Source organism: Mycolicibacterium brisbanense (genome assembly GCF_001570425.1).
GTDB classification, from domain to species: domain Bacteria; phylum Actinomycetota; class Actinomycetes; order Mycobacteriales; family Mycobacteriaceae; genus Mycobacterium; species Mycobacterium brisbanense.
Window position 1 is genome coordinate 65,918 of record NZ_BCSX01000053.1, and the last position, 25,028, is coordinate 90,945.

Annotated in this window: 20 protein-coding genes; 12 read left to right on the plus strand and 8 right to left on the minus strand. The window is 67.5% G+C overall.

Annotation, left to right across the window (positions count from 1 at the left end; translation table 11 throughout):
• Positions 1–29 precede the first annotated feature (29 nt).
• Positions 30–3,542 (minus strand): carboxylic acid reductase, encoded by a 3,513-nt coding sequence (gene car / locus RMCB_RS30540; RefSeq protein WP_062831890.1) that lies wholly within the window; start codon positions 3,540–3,542, stop codon positions 30–32.
• A 315-nt stretch (positions 3,543–3,857) separates the two neighbouring features.
• Here car and RMCB_RS30545 point away from each other — a divergent pair, with 315 nt between their 5' ends.
• Positions 3,858–4,496, plus strand: coding sequence for a hypothetical protein (locus tag RMCB_RS30545; RefSeq protein ID WP_062831742.1), 639 nt, complete (start codon positions 3,858–3,860; stop codon positions 4,494–4,496).
• Here RMCB_RS30545 and gabT read toward each other — a convergent pair.
• Complete coding sequence (gene gabT, locus RMCB_RS30550; protein WP_062831891.1) at positions 4,493–5,833, minus strand: 4-aminobutyrate--2-oxoglutarate transaminase; 1,341 nt, start codon at positions 5,831–5,833, stop codon at positions 4,493–4,495. The two genes, RMCB_RS30545 and gabT, sit on opposite strands and share 4 nt — an antisense overlap.
• A gap of 274 nt (positions 5,834–6,107) precedes the next feature.
• Here gabT and yajC point away from each other — a divergent pair, with 274 nt between their 5' ends.
• The 6 genes from yajC (at position 6,108) to RMCB_RS30580 (ending at position 14,281) form a co-directional block, all read left to right on the plus strand.
• The gene (gene yajC / locus RMCB_RS30555) at positions 6,108–6,473 is read left to right on the plus strand and encodes a preprotein translocase subunit YajC (RefSeq protein WP_029372300.1); all 366 of its coding nucleotides are present in this window, start codon (positions 6,108–6,110) and stop codon (positions 6,471–6,473) included.
• Between the two features lie 72 nt (positions 6,474–6,545).
• Complete coding sequence (gene secD / locus RMCB_RS30560) at positions 6,546–8,369, plus strand: protein translocase subunit SecD (protein WP_062831743.1); 1,824 nt, start codon at positions 6,546–6,548, stop codon at positions 8,367–8,369.
• A gap of 4 nt (positions 8,370–8,373) precedes the next feature.
• Positions 8,374–9,660: a protein translocase subunit SecF gene (gene secF, locus RMCB_RS30565; protein ID WP_062831744.1), complete on the plus strand. Its 1,287-nt coding sequence runs from the start codon at positions 8,374–8,376 to the stop codon at positions 9,658–9,660.
• Between the two features lie 5 nt (positions 9,661–9,665).
• On the plus strand, positions 9,666–11,336 hold the full coding sequence (locus RMCB_RS30570; protein ID WP_062831745.1) for an ABC transporter substrate-binding protein: 1,671 nt from the start codon (positions 9,666–9,668) through the stop codon (positions 11,334–11,336).
• 23 nt (positions 11,337–11,359) lie between these two features.
• Positions 11,360–11,884 (plus strand): adenine phosphoribosyltransferase, encoded by a 525-nt coding sequence (locus RMCB_RS30575; RefSeq protein WP_201028370.1) that lies wholly within the window; start codon positions 11,360–11,362, stop codon positions 11,882–11,884.
• 57 nt (positions 11,885–11,941) lie between these two features.
• Positions 11,942–14,281, plus strand: a complete 2,340-nt coding sequence (locus RMCB_RS30580) for a RelA/SpoT family protein (protein ID WP_029372308.1) — start codon at positions 11,942–11,944, stop codon at positions 14,279–14,281.
• 26 nt (positions 14,282–14,307) lie between these two features.
• Here RMCB_RS30580 and RMCB_RS30585 read toward each other — a convergent pair whose 3' ends face one another.
• Together RMCB_RS30585 and RMCB_RS30590 are read right to left on the minus strand one after the other, a co-directional pair.
• The gene (locus RMCB_RS30585; protein ID WP_062831746.1) at positions 14,308–15,651 is read right to left on the minus strand and encodes an MFS transporter; all 1,344 of its coding nucleotides are present in this window, start codon (positions 15,649–15,651) and stop codon (positions 14,308–14,310) included.
• Entirely contained in the window at positions 15,651–16,256 is a 606-nt protein-coding gene (locus RMCB_RS30590) for a flavin reductase family protein (RefSeq protein ID WP_062831747.1), read from the minus strand. The genes RMCB_RS30585 and RMCB_RS30590 overlap by 1 nt, the downstream gene beginning before the upstream one ends.
• A gap of 197 nt (positions 16,257–16,453) precedes the next feature.
• On the opposite strand from RMCB_RS30590, the gene RMCB_RS30595 reads away from it, so the two are divergent.
• From RMCB_RS30595 to RMCB_RS36710, 4 genes are read left to right on the plus strand one after another with little or no spacing between them, the layout of a single operon-like run.
• Positions 16,454–17,038: a DUF1989 domain-containing protein gene (locus RMCB_RS30595; RefSeq protein WP_234792296.1), complete on the plus strand. Its 585-nt coding sequence runs from the start codon at positions 16,454–16,456 to the stop codon at positions 17,036–17,038.
• Positions 17,035–18,162 carry an NADH:flavin oxidoreductase gene (locus RMCB_RS30600; RefSeq protein ID WP_062831749.1) on the plus strand — a complete coding sequence of 376 codons (1,128 nt, stop codon included), beginning with the start codon at positions 17,035–17,037 and terminating at the stop codon, positions 18,160–18,162. The genes RMCB_RS30595 and RMCB_RS30600 overlap by 4 nt, the downstream gene beginning before the upstream one ends.
• On the plus strand, positions 18,159–18,596 hold the full coding sequence (locus RMCB_RS36705; RefSeq protein ID WP_234792297.1) for a polysaccharide deacetylase family protein: 438 nt from the start codon (positions 18,159–18,161) through the stop codon (positions 18,594–18,596). The genes RMCB_RS30600 and RMCB_RS36705 overlap by 4 nt, the downstream gene beginning before the upstream one ends.
• 27 nt (positions 18,597–18,623) lie before the next feature.
• On the plus strand, positions 18,624–19,025 hold the full coding sequence (locus RMCB_RS36710; RefSeq protein WP_234792298.1) for a polysaccharide deacetylase family protein: 402 nt from the start codon (positions 18,624–18,626) through the stop codon (positions 19,023–19,025).
• A 4-nt stretch (positions 19,026–19,029) separates the two neighbouring features.
• Here the strand turns inward: RMCB_RS36710 and RMCB_RS30610 are convergent, their stop codons facing one another.
• Positions 19,030–20,583 (minus strand): PucR family transcriptional regulator, encoded by a 1,554-nt coding sequence (locus tag RMCB_RS30610; protein ID WP_062831750.1) that lies wholly within the window; start codon positions 20,581–20,583, stop codon positions 19,030–19,032.
• A 131-nt stretch (positions 20,584–20,714) separates the two neighbouring features.
• Here RMCB_RS30610 and RMCB_RS30615 point away from each other — a divergent pair, with 131 nt between their 5' ends.
• Positions 20,715–21,923: a cytosine permease gene (locus RMCB_RS30615; RefSeq protein WP_234792299.1), complete on the plus strand. Its 1,209-nt coding sequence runs from the start codon at positions 20,715–20,717 to the stop codon at positions 21,921–21,923.
• Positions 21,924–22,063: 140 nt separating this feature from the next.
• Here the strand turns inward: RMCB_RS30615 and RMCB_RS30620 are convergent, their stop codons facing one another.
• From RMCB_RS30620 to RMCB_RS30630, 3 genes are read right to left on the minus strand one after another with little or no spacing between them, the layout of a single operon-like run.
• Complete coding sequence (locus RMCB_RS30620; protein WP_062831751.1) at positions 22,064–23,119, minus strand: SecDF P1 head subdomain-containing protein; 1,056 nt, start codon at positions 23,117–23,119, stop codon at positions 22,064–22,066.
• A gap of 4 nt (positions 23,120–23,123) precedes the next feature.
• Entirely contained in the window at positions 23,124–24,140 is a 1,017-nt protein-coding gene (locus RMCB_RS30625; RefSeq protein WP_062831752.1) for a peptidylprolyl isomerase, read from the minus strand.
• A 3-nt stretch (positions 24,141–24,143) separates the two neighbouring features.
• Positions 24,144–25,010 (minus strand): peptidylprolyl isomerase, encoded by an 867-nt coding sequence (locus RMCB_RS30630; RefSeq protein ID WP_029372319.1) that lies wholly within the window; start codon positions 25,008–25,010, stop codon positions 24,144–24,146.
• Positions 25,011–25,028: the final 18 nt, after the last annotated feature.

Here is a 25,028-nt window from a genome sequence, read left to right on the forward strand (position 1 = left end):
GACAGGGCGAGGGCGTTGTACGGATGGGCTCAGAGCAGGCCGAGCTGCTTGAGGTTGGTGATGTATTGGACGATGACCGCGGGTGTCACATGCGGGATGTCCTTGTCGGGGCCGATCTTGGCTTCCTGCACGGCTTCCCGGAACCGATCGGTCGGCGCGAGCGCGCCCAGCATCGGGCGTTCCGGCTTCTGGTAGTTGTGCAGCAGCGGCAGCAGTGAGGCTTGACGCTGCTTGTCCGGCAGCGCTCGCAGGGTGCTTTCGAACCGCTGCAACCACTGGCCGTAGTCGTCGATGCGCTCGATCTGGTAGCCCGCCTCGATGAGCCAGTCGACGAACTCATCCATACCCAGACCGTCGTCGTATGGGTTCATCACGTGGTAGGTCTCGAAGCTCTCGACTGCTTGCGCACCCAGCGTCGAGATCGACTCCGCGATGAATTCCACCGGCAGACCGTCGTAGTGCGCCCGCTGCCGCTTGCCCTCGGCGTCCAGCTCGTAGAACGAGCCCGGGGCGATGCCGCTGGCGACCAGGCTGAACATCATCCGGGTGAACATGTCGGGCAGGTTCAGCTGACCCGAATATGTCGTATCGGCCAGGATCATGTCGCAGCGGAACACGGCCACCGGCAGACCGCACAGGTCGTTGGCCTCGCGCAGCAGGACCTCGCCGGCCCACTTGCTGTTGCCGTAGCCGTTGGCGTACGAGTCATCGATGCGGCGCACCGCGCTCATCTCCCGGACGTCGGCGTCTTCGACGAACTTGCCGGGCGTGATCTGGTCGCCGACACCGATCGTCGACACATAGGTGTACGGCTTGATCTTGGTGGTCAGGGCGATGCGGATCAGCTCGGCGGTGCCCAGGGCGTTGGGCCCGAACAACTCGCTGTAGGGCAGCACGTGGTTGACCAGCGCGGCCGGGTCGACGATCAGGTCGACGTCGTCGGCCAGCCGCTGCCAGGTCTGCTGGTCGAGGCCGAGGTTGGCCTCGCCCTTGTCGCCGGCGATGACTTCGAGGTGATCGGCGGCCAATTCCTGATAGTGGGCAAGCAGTTTCGCGTCGCCGGTGTCGAAGATGGCGTCCAGCCGCGCGCGGGCTTCCTCATTGGAGCGGGCCCGCACCAGCGCGATGACCTTGCCGTCGACCAGGTCCATGCGCTCCAGCCACTCCAGAGCCAGGTAGCGGCCCAGGAAGCCGGTGGCGCCGGTCAACAACACCGTACGGACTTCGGCGTTCGCCTTGGGCAAAGACGGTGCGGCGGCGAGAGTTTCGGCGTCGATGAACTTGTCCAGCGTCAGGTCGGCCGCGCTGATCTCGGCGGCATGCCGACCGTGCACCGATGCGAACGTCGGACGCTTCGCGCCGGGGGAGCGCTCGGCCTCGATGTAGGCGGCGATGGCCGCCAGATCGTTGGCCGGGCTGACGATCACACCCACCGGAACGTCGACCTCGAAGATCTCGCGCAGCAGATTGCCGAAGGTCAACGCCGACAAGGAATCCCCACCGAGGTCGGTGAAGTGGGCATCGGGTTGCAGATCGGCCGACGACGCGCCGAGGAGGGCTCCTGCCGCGCGGCTGACCGTCTCCAGCACCGGAGCCTGAGCTCCGTTCTGCCGCAACTCGCGCAGTTCGTTGGCCTGGCTGTCGGCCAGGTCGGTGTAGAGCTGCTCGAGCCGATCACCGTAGTGCGCCTTCAGTTTCGGCCACGCCAGCTTGCGGATACCGGTCAGCAGACCGTTCTCCAGCGTGAAAGGCGTTGTCTCCACCAGGAAATCGCGCGGGATCTCGTAGGACTGCAGATCGGCGGCCTTGGCCACATCCTGCAGCGATTCGGCGATCGCGGACTTCAGTTCTGCGGGCTCGTACCGCTTCTGGGCCTCCGGTGTCGGCACCACCACGGCCAGCAGGTACGGCCGGGCGCTGTTGCCGTAGATGTAGATCTGCTGCACCAGCGGGCTGTTGCCGAACACCGCCTCGAGCTTGGCGAGCGTGACGAATTCGCCCTGCGCGAGCTTGAGCACGTTGTTGCGCCGGTCGACGTAGGTCAGCTGATCAGGTCCGACCTCGGCGACGATGTCCCCGGTCCGGTAGAAGCCGTCCTCGTCGAACACGCTCGCGGTGACCTCGGGACGCTTGTAGTAGCCCGGGAACAGGTTCTCGGTCTTCACCAGCAGCTCGCCACGCGGATGCGGCTGATCGGTGCTGAAGTAGCCGAGGTCGGGGACGTCCACGAGCTTGTAGTCGATCACGGCCTGGCGCTGCACCACGCCGTCGAAGAGCACCATGCCTGCCTCGGTCGACCCGTAGCCCTCCAGCAGATGCAGCTGCAGGAAATCTCCCAGCCAGGATTTCAGTTCGGCGGAGATCGGGGCCGAGCCCGTCATGGCCGAAATGTAGCGTCCGCCAAGCAGATTCTCACGCATATCGGCCATCACCTCGGCCTCGACGGCAGCCCGGTCGGCGGCACCGTCGAGCCGGTGATCCACCCGGCTCTGGAATTCGCTGAAGATCATCTCCCAGACGCGAGGCACGAAGTTCAGCTCGGTGGGGCGGACCAGCGCCAGGTCTTCCAGCAGTGTCGACAGGTCGCTGCGGGCGGCGAAGTAGGCGGTGCCGCCGGAGGCCAGTGACGCGTACAGGATGCCGCGGCCCATCACGTGGCTCATCGGCATGAAGCACAGGTTGATCGACGCGGCGGTCGGGCTGAACCAGGCCTTGGAGTTGCGGCGCCAGAACTTGGCGACCGCACTCTGCAGATACATCGCGCCCTTGGGCGCGCCGGTGCTGCCCGAGGTGTAGATGAGCAGGGCCAGCGGGTCTTCGTCGGAGGTTTCGGGAGCCGGAGCCTGCGGCAGGTTCGTGCCGTGGGCGATGAGGTCGGTCAGCGTCTCGACGGCGATGGGGCTGCCGGCTTCGGCGAGTTTGGCGGTCGCCGCGGCGACGGCGTCACGGTGGTCGTCGACCTCGGCGTGGTGGTCGAAGACCACGAGCTTGGACGGGGCGTAGGCGGTGAGGGCGAGTTCGACGGCGTCATCGAGGTAATCGACGCTCGCCGCCATCACACGGGGTTCGGTCTCCACCACGATCGGCGCGAGGGCCGATGCGGACGAGCTGGTCTGAAGTGGCACCGAGACGGCGCCGAGCTGGCCCAGTGCGGTGTCGACGACGGTGTAGTCGGCGCTGGCGAAGCCGAGAATGGCGACCCGGTCACCGGCGGCCACACCGGCCTCGTGCAGTGCGCTGGCCAATGCGCGTACCCGGTCCCACACCTGGCCGTAGGTGATGGTGTCGAAGCGGGGGAGAAGCTGTGCGCTGGTCCGGCCGGTCTGCGGGTCGGTGACGAATTCGACGGCACGCTCGCCGATGGCGGGTCGGTCGGCGTAGCCCTGCAAGACGGTCTGGACGATCTGCGGCAGTTGCAGGCCTTCGGCGTCGGCGGCTGCGCTCACGCTCTCGCTCGGCGCTGCGGCGGCGAACTGCGGATCAGTGCTGACCAAGTCAGCGATGCGGCGCTCGAGCCGCTCCTCACGGGTATCAGTCGTCATCAGCATCCCTCTTTACCAAATAGCTACGTATCAAAATTGGCGCGCCGTTGCGCTCGACCAACTACTACGTTAGTGGAACTAAACTTATTTCCGGACGGCCAGCTCAGGGCCTGTCAATATGCTGTGAGTGTGCGGAATCGGCCGGTGAACCGCGCAAACTCCGGACCGTTGTGAGCGGCGTCACGTTATTTGCCGGAATGGCATCGGCCGGTGCTGGTGCACCGCACCGCAAGCCCCGCATGAGAGCAGCGTCGCCCAAACGGCGTTACAGCCCGGTGATCGATGGGTACCCACTGCTTCGTCAAAGGAGGCATCATGACCGAATTCGATACCCGCGGAGGCCGGATGCGCATGCCGCGTAGTCGAGGCGCGGCCAGTGGTCTACTGCTGGTCCTACTGGGGGCCTGGGGAGCGCTGATCCCGTTCGTCGGCCCGTACATCGACTTCGCATTCACGCCCGATCAGGGCTGGATGTGGACGACGGCCAGAGGCTGGCTCGAAGTGTTGCCGGGCGCCGTGACAGCCCTCGGCGGGCTGCTGCTGCTGACGTCGGGTAACCGCGCGACGGCCATGCTCGGCGGTTGGCTTGCCGTCATAGCAGGGGCGTGGTTCGTCGTCGGCCGGTCGCTGACCGGTGTCCTGGCGATCGGAGACGCCGGAGCGCCGGTGGCGGTCACCGACGCCAAGCGTGTCGTGCTGGAGCTGGCCTACTTCTCCGGCCTGGGCGCGGTGATCGTGTTCCTGGGCGCCGTCGCACTCGGCCGGCTGTCGCTACGCAGCGTCCGCGATGTGGCGTACGCGCGGCGGCCCGTCATGGCCGAGCCCGTCGCCACGGCGGCACCGGCTGCCGAGGTGCCCGCGACCGACACGTCCGTCGCGCGGGAGCACCGGGAAGCCCGTGAGCACCGGGGGTGGGGCGGCATGTTCGGCAGGCGCCACACCCACGCGCACTAGAGGTCGCGCAGGATCAGCTCGAGCACGTCGAGAGCTTCGACGAGTAGTTCGTCGCTGATCGTGAGCGGAGGCAGGAAACGCAGCACGTTGCCGTAGGTGCCGCAGGACAGGACGATCACCCCGGCAGCGTGCGCCCCCGCGCACAGCGCCTTGGTCAGGTCGGCATCGGGTTCGGTGGTGCCGGCCTTGACCAGTTCCATGGCGATCATGGCGCCGCGGCCCCGGACATCGCCGATGCGGTCGTCCTCGGCCTGCCACCGGCCCAGCCGGTCTTTCATGAGCGCTTCGATCTGCCGAGCCCGGGCCACCATGCCCTGCGCCTCGATCGTCTCGATGGTGGCCAGCGCGGCCGCGCAGGCCACCGGGTTGCCGCCGTAGGTTCCGCCCAGTCCCGACACATGTGGCGCATCCATGATCTCGGCGCGCCCCGTCACGGCGGACAACGGCATACCGTCGGCGATGCCTTTCGCCGTGACGATCAGGTCGGGATCGATGCCTTCGTGTTCGCACGCGAACATCGCACCGGTGCGCGCGAAGCCCGTCTGCACCTCGTCGGCGATGAAGACGACATCGTTGGCCCGGCACCAGGCGAGAAGCGCGGGCAGGAACCCGTCGGCGGGAACGATGAATCCGCCCTCGCCCTGGATCGGTTCGATGAGCACCGCCGCCAGATTGTTGGCACCGATCTGCTTGTCGATCACATCGATCGCCCGTTTGGCGGCGAGCTCGCCGTCGGTGGCCATCTCCTTGCCGAACTCCGCGTCGCGGAACGGATACGACAGTGGCGCGCGGTAGATCTCGGGGGCGAATGGTCCGAAGCCGTGCTTGTAGGGCATGACCTTGGCAGTCAGCGCCATCGTGAGATTGGTGCGCCCGTGATAGGCGTGATCGAACGCCACGACGGCTTGTTTGTGGGTGTAGGACCGTGCGATCTTCACGGCGTTCTCGACGGCTTCCGAGCCGGAGTTGAACAGCGCGGAGCGCTTGTCGCCCGCGACCGGCGTCAACCGGTTGAGGTGTTCGCACACCGCGACGTAGCCCTCGTACGGGGTCACCATGAAACACGTGTGGGTGAACTGGGCGGCTTGGGTGGCCACGGCCTCCACCACCAGCGGTGACGCGTTGCCGATGGTGGTGACCGCGATGCCGGAGCCCAGGTCGATGAGCCGATTGCCGTCGACGTCTTCGACGATGCCGCCGCCGGCACGCGTGGCATAGACGGGCATCGTGGTGCCCACCCCACGGCTCACCGCTGCGGCTTTCCGGTCGATCAGGGCCTGCGACTTCGGGCCCGGGATGGTGGTGGCGAGATGACGGCTCTGCTCGAGTTGGCTCAACACTGACTCCTGCGAACGACGTTGGCGGCGCGGACGGATTAGAGCGAGTCCGAGCCTAGTCGCCCGGGTGTGCCCGACAGTCGGTTTTGGCCAGTGCATGCGGGGCGGCGACCACACCCGTGCGCGCCGGAACTTAGCCCCACTAACCGCGGTTCGGGCGACGGGGGCCGCGTCAGCGGATGGCCGCAATGGCAGACTGGTCCCCTATGAGGTGCCGTGACCTGCCGGTCCGGAGCCGAAGATCACACGATTCGATACGAAAGACAGTGCTGTCATGGATGTAGCCATCTTCCTTCCCCTGCTCATCATCATGGGCGCGTTCATGTTCTTTGCGTCGCGCCGTCAGAAGAAGGCGATGCAGAAGACCATCGACCTGCACAACTCCCTGCAGATCGGCGACCGGATCCACACCACGTCGGGCCTGCAGGGCACGATCACCGGAATCACCGACGACAACATCCACCTGGAGATCGCCCCCGGCGTCATCACGACGTGGATGAAGCTCGCCGTGCGTGACCGCATCGAGAACGACGCAGACGACGCCGAGGACGACGTCGCGAAGCCCGAGGCGTCGTCGACGGCCACCGAGCTGACCGAGAGCACCGCCGTCGCCGACAACGACGGATTCAAGAAAGACTGACAGCCGACCACCCAGGACCAGCACGTACCCTTTGCGGTGCTGACGGACTGATCTCAAGGAGACCCTAGAAACGTGGCATCGTCTTCGGCGCCGGTGCACCCTGCCCGCTACCTGACGCTCTTCCTGGTTCTGCTCATCGGCGTGTACCTGCTGGTGTTCCTCACCGGTGACAAGCAGGCCAAGACCAAACTCGGCATCGACCTGCAGGGCGGGACCCGGGTCACCCTGACTGCCCGCACACCGGACGGCTCGGCCCCCACCCGTGAGGCGCTGACCCAGGCTCAGCAGATCATCGGCGCACGCGTCAACGGTCTCGGCGTGTCCGGGTCCGAGGTGGTCATCGATGGCAACAACCTGGTGATCACGGTGCCCGGCAACGACGGCAACGAGGCGCGCAACCTGGGCCAGACCGCCCGGCTCTACATCCGGCCGGTCATCCATGCGATGCCTGCGCAGCCCAAGCAGGCCCAACCTCCGGCCGGGGCGCCAGGTGCACCGCCGGCACCCGGGGCGCCCGGTACCGCACCGGCTCCCGGGGCGCCGGGAGCGCTTCCCGGTGAGGCGCCGCAAGGTGAGGCGCCTGGCGGGCAGCCCGGTACCGCGCCGCCCGCGGAGGCTCCCGCCGCGCCGGGTGCAGGCGAACAGCCGGCACCGCAGCCGCGGCCATACCCGCGGGACCCGGCGCCCACGCCCGGCGAACCCGCACCTGCTCCGGCACCCGCACCCCCGGCTCCGGCACCTCCGGGCCCGGCGCCCGCGCCGGCACCCGGCGATGCGAAGGCCGACCTTGCGCAGCGCATCGCCGACGAGAAGCAGTTGCGGCAGAGCACCAATCAGTCGGTGCAGATCCTGGCGTTGCAGTTCCAGGCCACCCGCTGCGGTGAGGACGACGTGCTCGCGGGCAACGACGATCCGAACTTGCCGCTGGTCACCTGCTCGACCGACGGCTCCACGGTCTACCTGCTCAACAAGTCGATCATGAGCGGCGAGGAGATCCAGAACGCCACCTCGGGCCTGGATCAGCAGCAGGGCCAGTACGTCGTCGACGTGGAGTTCAAGAGCGGTGGCGCCAAGACGTGGGCCGATTTCACCGCTGCCAACGTCGGCACCCAGACCGCCTTCACTCTCGACTCCCGCGTGGTCAGCGCCCCGGAGATCCGGGAGGCCATCCCGGGCGGCCGCACGCAGATCACCGGCAAGTTCACCGCTGATTCCGCGCGCGAGCTGGCCAACGTGCTGAAGTACGGCTCGCTTCCGCTGTCGTTCGAATCGTCTGAGGCCGAAACCGTTTCGGCGACACTGGGTCTGTCCTCACTGCGAGCCGGTCTGATCGCCGGTGCGATCGGTCTGGCGGCCGTGCTGTTGTACTCGCTGCTGTACTACCGAGTGCTGGGTCTGCTGGTGGCGCTATCGCTGGTGGCTTCGGGCGCAATGGTTTTCGCGATCCTGGTCTTGCTCGGCAGATACATCGGATACACGCTCGACCTGGCCGGCATCGCCGGTTTGATCATCGGTATCGGGACCACCGCCGACTCGTTCGTGGTGTTCTTCGAACGCATCAAAGACGAGATCCGAGAAGGCCGTTCGTTCCGGTCGGCGGTTCCCCGCGGTTGGGCGAGGGCCAGAAAGACGATCGTGTCCGGCAACGCGGTGACCTTCCTGGCCGCGCTGGTGCTCTATGTGCTGGCCATCGGGCAGGTGAAGGGATTCGCGTTCACCCTCGGGTTGACCACGCTGCTGGACCTCGTGGTGGTGTTCCTGGTGACCTGGCCACTGGTGTACCTGGCGTCGAAGTCGCCGACCATGGCCAAACCGGCGCTCAACGGCCTCGGTGCGGTGCAGCAGATCGCCCGGGAACGCCGAGAAGCCGCGCACGCAACAGCGGGACGGGGATAGAGACATGGCTGCCAAGCACTCAACCGACACCGACGACGACACCACGACGGCTGTCGAAGCACCCAGCATCGAGGCGTCCTCGGCGGCGCTGCCCAAGCACGGATTCTTCGTCCGGCTCTACACGGGTACCGGCGCCTTCGAGGTCGTCGGCCGGCGCAAGTTCTGGTACGTGATCAGTGGCGTGATCGTCGCCATCGCGATCGTCAGCATCGTGCTGCGCGGATTCACCTTCGGTATCGACTTCGAGGGCGGAACCAAGGTCTCGATGCCGTCGGCCGGCGAATCCGGCACCATCAGCACCCAGCAGGTGGAGAACGTCTTCAACAAGACCCTGGGCCGCAACCCCGAATCGGTGGTTCTCGTGGGTAGCGGGTCTTCGGCCACGGTGCAGATCCGGTCCGAGACGCTGTCCAACCAGGACACCGAGAAGCTGCGCACCGCGCTGTTCGACGCCTTCCACCCGAAGGGCAGCGACGGTAAGCCCAGCAAGCAGGTCATCAGCGACTCGGCGGTGTCGGAGACCTGGGGCGGCCAGATCACCCAGAAGGCGATCATCGCGCTGATCGTGTTCCTGGTGCTGGCGACCATCTACATCACCTGGCGCTACGAGAAGTACATGGCGCTGTCGGCACTGGCGTCGCTGGTCTTCGACCTGTTGGTCACCGCGGGCGTGTACTCGGTGGTGGGGTTCGAGGTGACCCCGGCGACCGTCATCGGTCTGCTCACGATCATGGGCTTCTCGCTCTACGACACCGTGATCGTGTTCGACAAGGTCGAGGAGAACACCCACGGCTTCGAACACACCACGCGGCGCACGTTCGCCGAGCAGGCCAACCTCGCGGTCAACCAGACGTTCATGCGCTCGATCAACACGAGCTTGATCTCGGTGCTGCCGATCGTGGCGCTGATCGTGGTGGCGGTATGGCTGCTCGGCGTCGGCACCCTGATGGACCTGGCCTTGGTGCAGCTGGTCGGCGTGATCGTCGGCACCTACTCGTCGATCTTCTTCGCCACGCCGCTGCTGGTGTCGCTGCGTGAGCGCACCGAGCTGGTGCAGCGGCATACCAAGAAGGTGCTCAACCGCCGCAACCCGGGTGCCTCGAAGACCGACAAGAAGTCGGGCACAAAGGCCGCTGCCGAGGACACCGCGGACGACGCCGACGATGCGGAAGAGACCGTGTCGGCGGCGGCGACCTCGGCGGCTCCCGCCAAACCCGCGCCCGGAGCGCGGCCGTCGCGACCGACGGCGAGAACGGGTCGCCCGTCGGGCAAGCGGAACACCCGGCGGTAGTCCGGATGGCTCAGCGGCAGGCACCACGCACGCGAGGAGCACGACTCGCAGGGGCGGCGGTGGTGACACTGTTGGCCGCTGTCGGGGTGTCGGCCTGCGGGGGGAGCTCGGCCGACGCGATCGACTATGCCGTCGACGGCACCCTGCCGACCTACAACACCAACACCGTCGCCGGTGCGGCGTCGGCGGGGCCGCAGGCCTTCGCGCGCACGCTCACCGGCTTCTCCTACCACGGGCCTGACGGCCAGGTCGTCGCCGATCACGACTTCGGTTCGGTGTCGGTGGTGGGCCGCGCCCCGCTGGTGCTCGACTACGTCATCGACGACAAGGCCGTGTACTCGGACGGCAAGCCGATCACCTGTGACGATCTGGTGCTGGCGTGGGCTGCGCAGTCGGGCCGGTTTGCAGGCTTCGACGCGGCCAGCCAGGCCGGTTACCGCGACATCTCGACCGTGGACTGTGCGCCGGGGCAGAAGAAGGCGCGGGTGGCGTTCGCGCAGGACCGCCCGTTCGTCGACTACGGCCAGTTGTTCACCGCGACCTCGCTGATGCCGTCGCACGTCATCGCCGATGAACTGGGGCTCGTCGAGGGCGGCGTGACCACCGCACTGCAGACCGGTGACACCGCCACCGTCGACCGCATCGCCCAAGCCTGGAACACCACGTGGGACCTCAAGCCGGACGCGGATCTCAAGCACTTCCCGTCCTCGGGGCCGTACCGGCTCGACTCGGTGTCGCAGGACGGTGTGGTGACGCTGGTGGCCAACGACAAGTGGTGGGGAGCCAAGCCCATCACCAACAAGGTCACGGTGTGGCCGCGCGGCGCCGACATCCAGGAGCGGGTCAACAAGGGCTCGTTCGACGTCGTCGATATCGCGACCGGGTCGTCGGGGGTGCTCAACCTGCCCGACGACTACGTCAGCACCGATACCCCGTCGGCGGGCGTCGAGCAGTTGATCTTCGCGCCGGGAGGCCCGTTGGCGGCCACCCCGGCGCGGCGGGCGTTGGCGCTGTGCACGCCGCGTGACGTGATCGCCCGCAACGCCGTCATGCCCATCGCCAACTCACGGCTGAGCCCGGCCGCCGACGATGCGTTCGGTGCGGCCGAGGGTGCCGCGGACGCGGGACAGTTCACCGTCGCCAACCCCGACGCTGCCCGCGCCGAGATCCACAATCAGCCGCTGACCGTCCGTATCGGCTATCAGACACCCAACGCCCGGCTGGCCGCCACGGTCGGCGCGATCGCCAAAGCCTGCGCTCCGGCCGGCATCACGGTGCAGGACGCCGGCTCGGAAACGGCCGGACCGGTGGCATTGCGCAACAACCAATTCGACGTACTGCTGGCCAGCACCGGCGGGGCGACGGGCAGCGGTTCGTCGGGGTCCTCGGCGATGGACGCCTACGCCCTGCACGGTGGCAACGGCAACAACCTGTCGGGATACAACAACGAACGCGTCGACGGGATCATCGACGCGCTGGCCGTGACGACCGATCCGAAGGAGCTGACGCGTCTGGTCGGGGAGGGCGCACCGATCCTGTGGGGCGACATGCCGACGCTGCCGCTGTACCGGCAGCAGCGCACGGTGCTGACATCGACCAAGATGTACGCCGTGAGCAGCAATCCGACCCGCTGGGGTGCCGGCTGGAACATGGACCGTTGGAAGTTGTCGAAGTGACCGGCGAGCGCGAACGGCCTCAGATCTCCGATATTTCCCGACTGGTGGCATCGATGACCCGTGAGGTCGCCGATTTCCCGGAGCCCGGTGTCCAGTTCAAGGACCTGACGCCGCTGCTCGCCGACGCCGCCGGGCTCTGCGCGGTCACCGACGCGCTTGCCGCCAGCGCCGCCGGGGCGGATCTGGTGGCCGGCCTGGATGCGCGCGGGTTCCTGCTGGGTGCGGCCGTCGCGACCCGCCTGGGTATCGGTGTGCTTGCCGTGCGCAAGGGCGGAAAACTGCCGCCGCCGGTGCACAGCGCGACCTACCAGCTGGAATACGGCACAGCGACCCTGGAGATCCCGGCCGAGGGGATTGATATCGCCGGGCGCGACGTTGTGATCATCGACGATGTGCTGGCCACCGGCGGGACTCTGGGCGCCGCGGTCAAACTCCTCACGGCAAGCGGAGCCCGGGTGACCGGGGCCGCGGTGGTGCTGGAGCTGACCGAATTGGGTGGTCGCGGCGCGGTGGCACCCCTACCGGTTAGCAGCCTGCACACGGTCTGAGAGATATCCTCGAACTCTGGATGAACAGGCGGGGATGAACAGCAGGAGGTGACGGCGATGGCCGACGATCCCGGTACCGCTCAAGCCGTGCAGTCACCTCCCACGCTGCCCGCGCCCACCCCGGCCGACGTCGCCAAGACCAGCGCGTCGCGCCGCGTACGCGCTCGGTTGGCCCGTCGGATGACGGCGCAGCGCAGTGCCGTCAACCCGGTGCTCGAGCCGTTGGTGGCGGTGCACCGCGAGATCTACCCGAAGGCCGACCTGCAGTTGCTGCAGCGCGCCTACGACGTCGCCGACAAGCGGCACGCCGATCAGATGCGCAAGTCCGGCGATCCGTACATCACCCATCCGCTGGCGGTGGCCAACATCCTGGCCGAGCTCGGGATGGACACCACGACGCTGGTGGCCGCGCTGCTGCACGACACCGTCGAGGACACCGGCTACACGCTGGAGGCTTTGACCGCCGAATTCGGCAGCGAGGTCGGTCACCTGGTCGACGGCGTCACCAAACTGGACAAGGTGGTGCTCGGCTCGGCGGCCGAAGGCGAGACGATCCGCAAGATGATCATCGCGATGGCCCGCGATCCGCGGGTGCTGGTGATCAAGGTCGCCGACCGGCTGCACAACATGCGCACCATGCGCTTCCTGCCGCCGGAGAAACAGGCCCGCAAGGCCCGTGAGACGCTGGAAGTCATTGCCCCCCTTGCTCATCGGCTGGGGATGGCGACGGTCAAGTGGGAACTGGAAGACCTGTCGTTCGCGATCCTGCACCCCAAGAAGTACGAGGAGATCGTGCGCCTGGTCGCCGACCGGGCACCGTCGCGGGACACCTACCTCGCCAAGGTGCGGGCCGAGATCGGGGTGGCGCTGTCGGCCATGAAGATCAACGCGGTGGTCGAGGGCAGGCCCAAGCACTACTGGTCGATCTACCAGAAGATGATCGTCAAGGGGCGCGACTTCGACGACATCCACGACCTGGTCGGGGTCCGGATCCTCTGCGACGAGATCCGGGACTGTTACGCCGCGGTCGGCGTGGTGCACTCCCTGTGGCAGCCCATGGCGGGCCGCTTCAAGGACTACATCGCCCAGCCCCGCTATGGCGTCTACCAGTCGCTGCACACCACCGTCGTCGGGCCGGAGGGCAAGCCGCTGGAGGTGCAGATCCGCACCCGCGACATGCACCGCACCGCCGAGTACGGCATCGCCGCGCACTGGCGATACAAGGAAGCCAAGGGCCGCAACGGAGTTCCGCATCCGCACGCCTCGACCGAGATCGACGACATGGCCTGGATGCGGCAGCTTCTCGACTGGCAGCGGGAGGCCGCCGACCCGGGCGAATTCCTGGAGTCGCTGCGATACGACCTTGCGGCGCAAGAGCTCTTCGTGTTCACCCCCAAGGGCGACGTGATCACCCTGCCGACCGGGTCCACGCCGGTGGACTTCGCCTACGCCGTGCACACCGAGGTGGGGCACCGCTGCATCGGCGCGCGGGTCAACGGCCGGCTCGTGGCACTGGAACGCAAGCTCGAAAACGGGGAAGTGGTCGAGGTTTTCACCTCGAAGGCGCCCAACGCCGGGCCCTCGCGGGACTGGCAGAGCTTCGTGGTGTCGCCCCGCGCCAAAGCCAAGATCCGCCAGTGGTTCGCCAAGGAGCGCCGCGAGGAAGCTCTGGAATCCGGCAAGGACGCCATTGCGCGCGAAGTCCGGCGTGGTGGACTTCCGTTGCAGCGCTTGATGACCGGCGAGACCATGGGCGCGCTGGCCCGCGAGCTGCGCTACACCGACGTGTCGGCGCTCTACACCGCGGTCGGTGAGGGGCACGTCTCGGCACGCCACGTGGTGCAGCGGCTGCTGGCGCAGTTCGGCGGCGATGACGCGGCCGAGGACGAGCTCGCCGAGCGGTCCACGCCGGCCACCATGCCGGTGCGCCAGCGCACCACCGACGACACGGGCGTCGCTGTCCCGGGTGCCCCCGGCACGCTGACCAAACTCGCCAAATGCTGCACACCGGTCCCCGGTGACACCATCATGGGTTTCGTCACCCGGGGCGGCGGGGTCAGCGTGCACCGCACCGACTGCACCAATGCGGCGTCGCTGCAAGAACAGTCGGAGCGCATCATCGATGTGCAGTGGGCGCCGTCGCCGTCATCGGTCTTCCTCGTGGCCATTCAGGTGGAGGCGCTCGACCGGCACCGGCTGCTCTCCGATGTCACCCGGGTGCTGGCCGACGAGAAGGTCAACATCCTGTCGGCCTCGGTCACCACCTCCAACGACCGGGTGGCCATCAGCCGGTTCACGTTCGAGATGGGAGACCCGAAGCACCTGGGTCATCTGCTGAGCGTGGTCCGCAACGTCGAGGGTGTCTACGACGTGTACCGGGTCACCAGCGCGGCCTGATCGAACGCCGGCGCCGACGCCGGCGGTCAGGCGTCGACGCCGCTGACCGGCGCGCGGGATGAGCCCGCCGCTGAGGTATCGGACAGCGCGCGGCCACGCGTCTCCTCGCCGAGCAGCCCGGTGACCACAAGGCCGACCACGTTGACGATGGCCAACAGCCACATGACACCACCGAGGCCGCTGCCGGTGAGGACGAGTGGCAACACGAATGTGCTGATGGCCGAGCCGACGCGGCTGATCGCGACGACGGTACCCGTGGCGCTGGCCCGCACTGCGGTGGGGAACAGCTCGTTCGGGTAGATGATCTCGATGAAATTGCAGGCGCCAGAAGTGACCGCGTACAGGGCGAGCAACGCGAACAGGATGACCGCGGGCGCGTGCGGATTGGTGGCCATAACGACGAACGCCGCGCTCATGACGGCAAAGGTCCACAGCAGCAACGGTTTACGCCCGATTTTGTCGACCAGGAGCAGCCCGGGCACGCCACCGACCAGGAACAGCGCGCTGATCACCAGCTCGGCGACGTATACGTTGTGTTCGCCGACGCCCATCTGCGCGAGGATGTCCGGTCCGAACGTGTACACCGCGAACAAGGGAATCACGTGCGCGGTGAAGAACACCCCCACGAAGATGACCCTACGCAGATAGACGCCGTGAAACAGTTCCGCATAGGACGTCGCGGGCGGCTCGGCCGGGATGAGCGACGTGTCGGCCTGCGGGCCCCAGACTTGCCGGCACACCTCGCGGGCCTCGGCTTCGCGGCCCTTGCTCAACAGCCACCTCGGCGACTCCGGGGTGCCCGCGCGCATCAGCAGGGTGATGATGCCGAACACCGCTGGGCTGGCGAGCATGAATCGCCAGGAGTCGGGGCCCAGGTTCGACAGTGCCCAGCCCACCGCTGCCGCAGCCGCTGCGCCCGCCGCCCACACCACGAACAGCGAACCGAGTAATCTGCCACGGTAACGACTCGGAATAAATTCGGCCAGAAGCGAACTCGCGATCGGATAGTCCGCGCCGATTGCCACGCCGAGCAGAAAACGCAGTATCACCAACTGCCACGCGTCGGTCACGAATGCCGAGGCGATGGACACGATGACCAACATGGACAGGTCGGCGATGTACATGATCTTGCGACCCACGCGGTCGGTCACATAGCCGAATACCAAGCCGCCGACAAAGATCCCGATCAGCGCCGCCGCTCCGACCAGTCCTACGCTGACCGAGTCGAGGCCCAGCTGGCTCTTCATGGAGACCAGTGCGATGCCGATGATGGTCAGCGCGAATCCGTCGAGGAACGGTCCCCCTGCCGAGAACACCGTGAGCCGCTTGTGAAACGAGGTCAAAGGTCCGTCGTCGATGATGTGAGACATCACATCTCCTCCTGGAAGAGTGGCTGCAGGCGGGCGAAATGTGCTGCAGTGCGGGCGAGTGGATCCAGCCGTGCGATGTCCACCCGGCCGCCGGCGTCGAGCACGCGACGGTCCAGGTGGAAGGCCAGCACCTCACCGATCACCAGCCGGTCGCTGCCCGGCTGAATCGTGGTGTGCAAGCGGCATTCCAAGCTGATCGGTGATTGCGCGAGCCGCGGCGGACGGACATGTCGGCACGGCACGGGTGTCACCTTCGCCAGCTCGAATTCGTCGACCGACGCATCGACCTGCACGCTGGTGAGTTCGACGGCAGCCGCCATCGCTGCGGACGCGATGTTGACCACGAACTCACCGGTGGCTTCGATGTTGGCGGCACTGTCCTTGAGCCGCGCGGCGCCCAGATATTCGAGGCTGAGCAAGATCAGCGGCGGTTGAGACGAGACCACGGTGAAGAAGCTGAACGGGGCCAGGTTGGCGACGCCGTCGGGGCTCACGGTCGACGTCCAGGCGATGGGCCGCGGCACCACCGCCGCCTTGAGCAGGCCGAAAACCTTGCGCGCCGGCAGTTCTGCGGTATCGATGACTGTGACATCCAGACAATCCATAGGTCTCCTTCGCTCAGGCCGCGGCACTGGGGGCCGGGGTGGTGACCGTGAACACTAGGCAGGCCCGCAGGCGTCGGGATATGGAGGAACATCCAGCGGATCCGTCCTGACAATGGAGAAACAACCATTGGGCGGGGCCGCCTGCCACGCTTGAATGGCGAGCTATGGACTTGATGAACACGACAAGCAGAACCACGGTGCCGGCCGGTTCCGGCCGGGCCGTGACCCTGCGGCAGGGGGATCGGGTGCGGGTGATCGATGTCGAAGGCGGGCAGGTTGGCGACCTCTTCGCCTATGCAGCAGGGGATCTCACCGAGTATCTGAGTGCGTCACATACCCGCACCACGACCGGCCGGTTGTTTCCGAGGGTGGGGGAGCATTTCGTCACCAACCGGCGCAGGCCCATCCTGGCGCTGGCGGGCGATACCTCGCCGGGCATCCATGACATGCTGATCGCCGCATGTGACACCGAACGCTATCGTGCCCTCGGAGTGACAGATCATCCATCCTGCGCGGCAAATCTACGAAATGCCCTGGGGCAGCTGGAGTTGAGCACCGATGACGTACCCCAGCCGGTGAACGTCTTCATGAACATCCCGGTCGCCGACGGCGGTGCGCTGTCGTGGTTGCCCGCCGTGAGCCGACCGGGCGACGCCATCGAGTTCGAAGCGGTGATGGACTGCGTGGTGGTGGTGTCGGCGTGCCCCATGGATCTCAACGGCATCAACGGGCATCGTCCCACGCCGCTCGCCATCGAACTGACCCAGGAGAGCAACGCATGACCACCAATCCCACGCAGACTCGCCATCCAGCGCTGCGCGCGGTGCAGCTCGGCGCTCTGAGGCTGACCAATCGATTCGCCGTCGCGCCGATGACCAGAGTGTCGGCCGACCCGGACGGTACCCCGACCGAAGCGATGGCCGAGTACTACGCCGAGTTCGCCCGTGGCGGATTCGGTTTGGTGATCACCGAGGGCGTCTATACCGACACCAGTCACAGCCAGGGCTATCTCAACCAGCCCGGCCTTGCCGTCGAGCGGCACGTGACGGGCTGGCGCCAGGTGACCGCCACGGTGCATGCCGCAGGTACTCCGATCGTGGCGCAACTCATGCACGCCGGTGCCCTCTCGCAGGGCAACTCCCACAATGCCGGCACCATCGCACCCTCGGCCGTGCGCCCGCGCGGCGCGATGCTCGATGAGTACGGCGGCTCCGGACCGTGGCCCACGCCGCGGGAGATGGACCACGACGACATCGAAGCAGTGGTCGCAGGTTTCGTCGCCGCGGCCCAACGCGCCCGAGCCGCCGGTTTCGACGGCGTCGAAATACACGCGGCCAACGGATATCTACTCGATCAGTTCCTCACCACCTACACGAACTGCCGAACCGATAGTTACGGAGGTGGTGTGCAGAACCGGATTCGGCTGACCGCGATGGTTCTGGCCGCGGTCAGAGCCCAGGCTGGGGCGGAATTCGTGATCGGGGTCCGGCTGTCGCAGACCAAGGTCAACGACTTCGGGTATCGCTGGCCGGGTGGCGCAACGGATGCCGAGGTGATCTTCTCCGCGCTGCGCGATGCCGGTGCCGACTATCTCCACATCGCCAGCGAGGGACGCGATTTCATCGAGACCGCGCGGTTGGGCGACGCGCGCACGATCACGGCGCTGGCGCGAGAGGTGACCGGGTTGCCGGTGGTGGCCAACGGCGGGATGCACGACGGCGGGCAGGCGGCCGACGTGCTCGAGGGCGGACATGCCGACCTGTTGTCGGTCGGCCGCGGGGCGTTGGCGAACCCTGATCTCCCGCAGCGACTCTCGGCCGGCGAGCCGCTGGACCCGTTCGATCACGGCATGCTCGCGCCGATGGCGACGATCGCCAACGCCTGTGCCTGGCGGGCCGGCCGGTGACGGCCCCGTGGCACCGCGGCGCGAATGCGGTGGTCACATTGACCTTCGACGTCGACGCGGAGACTCCGATCCTCGCCGAAGGGGGCCGCTACGGCGCGCACATGATGGCGATGTCGCACCAGTCCTACGGGCCTGATGTCGGCGTGCCGCGCATCCTGGATCTGCTCGATGAATTGAAGGTACCGGCAACCTTTTTCGTGCCGGGCTGGGTTGCCGAACACCGGCCTGGGCTGGCTGCCTCCATTGTCGATCGCGGGCACGAGGTCGCCCACCACTCCTACAGTCACCGCTCGCCGGTGGCCATGACCGCCGCCGAGGAGCGCGCCGATTTCGAGCGGGCACTGGCGGTGTTCGCCGCCCAGGGCATCGACATCGCCGGCCACCGTGCCGCGATGTGGGGTGCCAGCTGGCAGACGCCGGGGCTCATCGCCTGACACGGCCTGCGCTATGACTCGTCCCTCATGGGCGACGACCGGCCCTACCGGCTCGCCACCGATGCCGGGCCGATCGTGGAGCTGCCGGTCCACTGGTCGCTGGACGACTGGGAGCAGTACGCCTACCTGCCCGAACCCCACATCGGTTCGGTGATCGAATCCCCGGTGAAGGTTGCCGAGATGTGGCGCGCGGAGCTGGACGGCATGCGGCACTATCGCTGCCTGTTCAATCTGTGTGTGCACCCGTTCCTTTCGGGTAGGCCGGGCCGGATCCTGGCACTGCGTGGACTCATCGAGTACGCGCTGCAATGTGGTGACGTGCAATTCGCCCGCTGCCGCGATGTCGCCGACGCGGCGTGTGCCGACCCGGCGATCGAACCGCGCACGGTGACACCGCCGTGCGTCGACCCTGCCGTCTATCCGGCGTAGCCCGTCAGCTCAGCGCGTCGGCCTCCAGCGCCAGAAACAGGTCGACGCGGTCCTCCAGGCGCGTGACGTCACGGCCCGTCAGTTCGTTGATGCGGGCGACGCGGTTGCGCAGTGTGTTGACATGGACGTAGAGCGCTGCGGCCGTCTTGGCCCAGTGCCCGTCGTTGCCGAGAAACGTCCGCAGCGTCCGGACCAACTCCGTGCCGTGCTGTTCGTCATGTACACGCAGGGGGCCCAGGATGTCGTCGGCGAAACGGCGCAGCACCGACCGGTCGTGCAGGCCCAGCAGCATGCGGTGCGTGCCCACGTCGGCGTACGTGCCGACACGGGATTCGGTTGAGCGGCGCCACATCACGTGGCAGACCTCTCTGGCCCGGATCAACGGATCGCGCAGCCCGGTGGCGTCGGCCGCCAGATCTCCGATGCCCACCACGGTGCGGTCGGTGGGGAACCGCGCGGTCAGGGCCTGGATCAAGTGTTCGGCCAGGGGTACCAGGCTTGCCGATTCCTGGTGCCAGCCGAACACCACGACGGTGTCCTGGCTGCCGGGTACCACCACGGCCGCAATGCCGCGATGGCTGAAGAACGCCTCGATCTCGTCGGTCGAGCCTGGCGGCCGCAGCTCATCGTTGCCGACCACCACGGTGTAGACCGCCAGTGGCCCCGACGGGTCGATGCCGAACGCGCGCAAGCGTTCCGCGACCTCACGCGCGCGTGCCGTGCCGGACAACACCATCTCGAGCAATTCACTGGAAAAGCGCGATTCGATGGCCTGCAGCGCCTGCTGGCGGGTGACTTCGAGGCTGAGGTACCGCGCCGCCTGCTCGAGAGCGTCCCGTTCGGCCGGCCGCAGCGCCGCCAGAGGCCGCAGACAAAACAGTCCGGCGTCGATATCACCCATCGCGCCCTCGACGAGATAGACCGCGGCGGTGCCGATTCCGGGCACATCGAGTTCCAGCGGCGGTGGGTGCCGGTTCAGCGCGTCGGCGGCCACGTGGATCTGGGCGTCGTCGACAGCGGTGCCCGCAAGACGCCGGCCCATGCGGTCGACCACCAGTAGCGGCAGATCGTGATCGCGGCGTAGCACGTCGAGGATGCCTTGTGCGCCGCCGCCTCTCGATATCGAACTCGCCAGCGCGTTGCCCCGACGCACCAGCCGGGACAGGGCCGACTGGCGGGCATCGGTCTGCATCCGCGCGGCGGCCTGGGTGATGGCGGTGAACGGCACGGCGATGGAGACCGTCGCCAACGGCAGCTCGGCGGTCGCGCAGGCGTCGACGAGATCTGCTGGGGCCGTTGGTGTCTGCTCTGTCAGGCCGTAGATCAGCCCGGCTGCCCGGGCTCGTTGCAGGGCGGCGACGAAGTCCGTGGACGTCACGGTGCTGTGCCAAAGGCCGTTGGTCAGAACCAGTTCCGTGGCACGGATGTAGGGCGAGGGGTCGGGCAACTCGGTGTTGTGCAGCCACAGCACCTCGCGGTCGAGGGCGCCCGGCGGGCCGGACACCAGCAGCGTCAGCTCCAGCGTCCTGTCGTCGATCAGCGCGCCCAGGCTCAACATTGGTGTGCATACATCCAATCGTGTTGGTAGATCATGGATGTTTATACACTCGTTGAGCGGTGTAGGCGGTGTTTCGATGGGCGGAATCCACTACCTGAGGAGCCCTGTATGTCACCCGACCAACCGAACCGATGACCACCTCCGCGCCACCGCCGCCGACCGGGGTGCCGTTCGACGCGCACGGGATCGAGCCGATCGGCACCGAAAGCCGTGACTGTTCGCCGTGGGAGCTGTTCTGGATCTGGTGCGGCGCCAACATCGCACCGATCAACTGGGTGCTCGGTGCGCTGGGCATCACCCTGGGCCTGAGCCTGGTCGAGACGCTGATCGTGGTGGCTGTCGGCAATGTCATCGGCTGCGCGGTGTTCGGTGTGTTCAACGTGATCGGGCATCGTACGGCGGTGAACCAGATGGTGCTCGGCCGTGCCGCGTTCGGCCGGTCCGGTGCCGTCGTCCCGGGGCTCGTGCAGTTCCTGCTGACGATGGGATGGGTGGGAGTCAACACCTGGGTGGTGCTCGACCTGGTGATGACGATGCTCGGCGAATTCGGATTGACCGGTGGCATTTGGCTGAAAGTGGTTGTGGCAACGGTGATCATGGCTGCCCAGCTGGGGCTCGCGCTGTACGGCTTCTATGCCATCCGCAGCTTCGAGAAGTACACCGTGCCCGCGACGGCGCTGGTGATGGCGGTCATGACGGTGCTGGCGCTGGTGACCACGGACGTGCACTGGTCGTTGGCGGGGCAGGCAATGAGCCCGGGGGACAAGTTCACGGCGGTGACCCAGTTGCTCACGGCCATCGGCATCGGCTGGGGGTTGACGTGGATTCCCTACGCGTCGGACTACAGCCGCTTCGTGCGCGTGAGCTCGTCGGCCCGCTCGGTGTTCTGGTCGTCCGCGTTGGGCATGTACGTGCCGACCGTGTGGCTGGCCGCCCTCGGTGCCTGCCTGGCCAGTGCCGGTGGTGGCAGTGATCCGTCGGCGCTGGTGGTCTCGACGTTCGGCGTGATGGCGGTGCCGGTCCTGCTCTTGCTGGTGCACGGCCCCATCGCGACCAACATCCTCAATCTGTATTCATGCTCCCTTGCGGCACTGTCCATCGGCGTGCGGGCGGCCCGATGGAAGGTGACGCTGGGCGCCGGGCTGGTGGCTTCGATCGTGTTGGCCGTGTTCGTCGAGGCGGACAGCTTCGCGCAGGCTTTCGACAACTGGATGGTGTCCATCCTGGTGTGGATCAGCCCGTGGGCGGCGATCATGGTGGTGGACTACGCGGGTGTGCGGCAACCCGCCACGATCCCAGCGGCCAAGCTGATCAACCCGGGCATATTCCAACGCGCATAAGCGGATTCGCGCGCAGGCAGATAAAGGCGTCCCAGCAATGCAGGGCCCGGTGGCCACCGCGCTGGGCAACACCGATTTCTCCTGGCTGTCCGGCAGCGTGGTGGCCGGTGGGCTGTACTGGGTGCTGAGCCGTCGCGCCGTCACACCTGCGGCGTAGCCCGGCGCCTGGTCAGCCAGACGGTCGCCACCGCGATGACCGCCAGCAGGTCGACGCCCGCGATGATGATGGGCACGCGCATCAACGTGGAAAACCGTGTCGCCGAGAGCGTTGCGGGTTGCGACGAGTCCAGGGTGAGGACCACCGGCAACATGCCGGCCTGCAGGGTTCCGGCCAGCTCGCGCGCGGCGTCCGCGGTGAAGCCGCCGCTGATCTGGGTGCGGCCACCCGGGATGGCCTCGCGGATCTCAGGGGCGCTGACCACCCGCGTGTCGAGGGTGAACGCCGTCTGCGCGCCGATGTTGGCGGCGGTGAAATCCGCCCAGGTACGCGCCCCGGAGTCGTCGAACTCCAGGTCGACGACATGCTGCCCGTTGCGGTCGTCCCAGTGCGACGTCGCGCGGCGGACGTTGGCGCCGGTCAGGATCGCCTTGTCGAGCAGATAAACCGTCTTGCCGTCGGTGGAGCAGGTGACCAGCGGCAGTTTCGGATCGTCGTGACCGGCGAGCACGTCGTCATCGCCGCAACGGGTGGCCTGGAACTGCAGCGTCAGAACCTGGATCGACGGATTGGTGCTCTGCCGCAGCTGCTTTTCGTCGGCGACCCTGGCCGGGTCAGCGGGTTGCGGTGGCGTGGTCGGAGTTGCGGGCGTTCCGTTCGGCTGTGCGGGTATCACGTGGATCACCGGCCGGACGGTCAGCTGGCCCATTCTGGTGATGTCCGGGACCACAGCCGCCCCGGCGCCCGGCACGGTGGCCACGACGTTGGTGCCGTCGGCGCTCACCGCGGCACCGGATACCTTGAGGCCGTCGAGCCGCCGTTGCACGACGTTGACCGCAGTGGCCACCGCGTCGGACGTCGGCGGCGAACCGTCCGGCGTGCGGGCGGAGAAGGTCAGCCGGGTGGCGTCCCTGGTCTGCCAGATGCTCCTGCTCGCGAACACGGCCAGCCCGTAGCCGAGGACGGCGAGCACGAGAGCCAGCACCACGAGAAGCCGGGGTACCGCGGTGGAGCCGGCGGTCGGTTGTTGCGGCTGCATCGGATCAGTCCAGCCGGGCCGAGGTGATGGTCACGGGGCTGGCCGGCGCTCCGTCCTGCCCGCCGCCGGCAATTCCGCCCGCGGCGATCTTGTCCAGCGTGGCCAGCCCGGTGGCGTCGATGGTGCCGAACTTGGTGTAGTTGGGCGGCAACTGCGAGTCCTGGTACACGAGGAAGAACTGGCTGCCGTTGGTGCCGGGGCCGGCGTTGGCCATGGCCAGGGTGCCGCGCGGATAGAGGATCGGCTGTTGCAGTGCGGGGTCACCCGGTGGGTACTGATCGACGGGGTATTCGTCGGCGAACTGATAGCCCGGCCCGCCGGTGCCCTTGCCGGTGGGATCGCCGCATTGCAGCACCGACAGAGCACCCGAGGTCAGCCGATGGCACGGCGTGTTGTCGTAGAAGCCCTGCTGGGCCAGGCTCGCGAAGTTGTTGACCGTGCACGGCGCCTTGGCGTTGTCGAGCTGCAGGCCGATGTTGCCCTGGTTGGTGGTGATGCTGGCGCTGACCGTGGCGGGGACGGTCGGCACGGTGCCGGTGCGTGGCGGCGTGTTCGGCTTGTCCGCCGCACCCGAAGCCGGGTACTGGCAGTTGGAGCCGGCCTTCGCGCGTGGTGAGGGCGACGGCGGCAATGTCCCGGTGGGCGGTGGCGGGCCCGTGGGTTGCGCGGTCGGGGACGGATACGCCGTCGCGCTGCCGTCGATGGCCCCTTTGAGCCCGCCGAGGATGCCTGCGGTGAACACGCTGGCCACCACCACGAGAACCACCGCGAGGATGGTCAGCGCCGTCAAGAGGTAGCCGAGCACCAGGCCGGCGATCGCCAGGCCGCGGCCCTGCTCGCCGGTCCGGCGGATCTGCGACAGCGAGATGTGCCCGAAGATGATGCCGAGGGGTGCGAACAGCAGGCCGCATATCAGGGCGGCGATCGCCATGCCGTTGGTCGGCCGCGGCGGCTGGGGGTACCCGACCGGCGGGGGCGGATATCCGGGCTGGTATCCGCCGTCCGGCGGTGGGATCGTCACGGGCTAGTCCAGCTGGACGGACTTCAGCTCGACGTCGGTGGCGGGCTTGCCGTCCTGACCGCCACCGGCCACACCGGCCGCGGCGATCTTGTCGAGCGTGGCCAGGCCGGTCGCGTCGATCTTGCCGAACACGGTGTAGTTCGGCGGCAGCTGCGAATCCTTGTAGACCAGGAAGAACTGACTGCCGTTGGTGCCGGGGCCGGCATTGGCCATTGCCAGGGTGCCGCGCGGGTACACCACCGGCTGTTGCAGCGCGGGGTTGTCGGGCTGGTACTGGTTGGCCGGGTATTCGTCGGCGAACTGGTAGCCCGGGCCGCCGGTGCCCTTGCCGGTCGGGTCACCGCACTGCAGCACCGACAGGCCGCCGGTGGTCAGGCGATGGCACGGCGTGTCGTTGAAGTAGCCCTGCTGGGCCAGGCTCGCGAAGCTGTTGACGGTGCACGGCGCCTTGGCGTTGTCGAGCTGCAGGCCGATGTTGCCCTGGTTGGTGGTGACGCTGACGCTGACGGTCGCCGGGTCCGTGGGCACCTTGCCGGTGCGCGGCGGGTTGACCTTCTTGCTGGCCTCGCCGGCCGCGGGGTACTGGCAATCCGCGCCGAGGTTGGCCGGGGCCACGAACGCCGGAAGCTGGCCGTTGGCGGCGGGCTCAGGCGCTGCGGACGGCGTGGTGGTGGCGGCCGACGCCGTGGTGCTGCCCGAATCCCGGTTTGCGACATAGAGGCCGACGCCCGCGCCGATCACCACGATGACGGCCACGACCGCGCCGACGATGGTCAGCAGGCGGCGCTTGCGCTCCTGGGCTGCGCGACGCTCCAGCTGGCGTTCGAGCTTGCGCTTGGCCGTCGCTCGTCGTTGTTCGTTGGTGGGCACCGCGTTCGTCCTCTTCCT

Excerpts from the sequence above, each read along its gene's own strand:
- car (WP_062831890.1), bottom strand. The coding sequence starts at position 3,542 with ATGACGACTGATACCCGTGAGGAGCGGCTCGAGCGCCGCATCGCTGAC.
- RMCB_RS30545 (WP_062831742.1), top strand. The coding sequence starts at position 3,858 with ATGACCGAATTCGATACCCGCGGAGGCCGGATGCGCATGCCGCGTAGT.
- yajC (WP_029372300.1), top strand. The coding sequence starts at position 6,108 with ATGGATGTAGCCATCTTCCTTCCCCTGCTCATCATCATGGGCGCGTTC.
- secF (WP_062831744.1), top strand. The coding sequence starts at position 8,374 with ATGGCTGCCAAGCACTCAACCGACACCGACGACGACACCACGACGGCT.
- RMCB_RS30570 (WP_062831745.1), top strand. The coding sequence starts at position 9,666 with ATGGCTCAGCGGCAGGCACCACGCACGCGAGGAGCACGACTCGCAGGG.
- RMCB_RS30580 (WP_029372308.1), top strand. The coding sequence starts at position 11,942 with ATGGCCGACGATCCCGGTACCGCTCAAGCCGTGCAGTCACCTCCCACG.
- RMCB_RS30585 (WP_062831746.1), bottom strand. The coding sequence starts at position 15,651 with ATGTCTCACATCATCGACGACGGACCTTTGACCTCGTTTCACAAGCGG.
- RMCB_RS30590 (WP_062831747.1), bottom strand. The coding sequence starts at position 16,256 with ATGGATTGTCTGGATGTCACAGTCATCGATACCGCAGAACTGCCGGCG.
- RMCB_RS30600 (WP_062831749.1), top strand. The coding sequence starts at position 17,035 with ATGACCACCAATCCCACGCAGACTCGCCATCCAGCGCTGCGCGCGGTG.
- RMCB_RS36710 (WP_234792298.1), top strand. The coding sequence starts at position 18,624 with ATGGGCGACGACCGGCCCTACCGGCTCGCCACCGATGCCGGGCCGATC.
- RMCB_RS30610 (WP_062831750.1), bottom strand. The coding sequence starts at position 20,583 with ATGTTGAGCCTGGGCGCGCTGATCGACGACAGGACGCTGGAGCTGACG.
- RMCB_RS30615 (WP_234792299.1), top strand. The coding sequence starts at position 20,715 with ATGACCACCTCCGCGCCACCGCCGCCGACCGGGGTGCCGTTCGACGCG.
- RMCB_RS30620 (WP_062831751.1), bottom strand. The coding sequence starts at position 23,119 with ATGCAGCCGCAACAACCGACCGCCGGCTCCACCGCGGTACCCCGGCTT.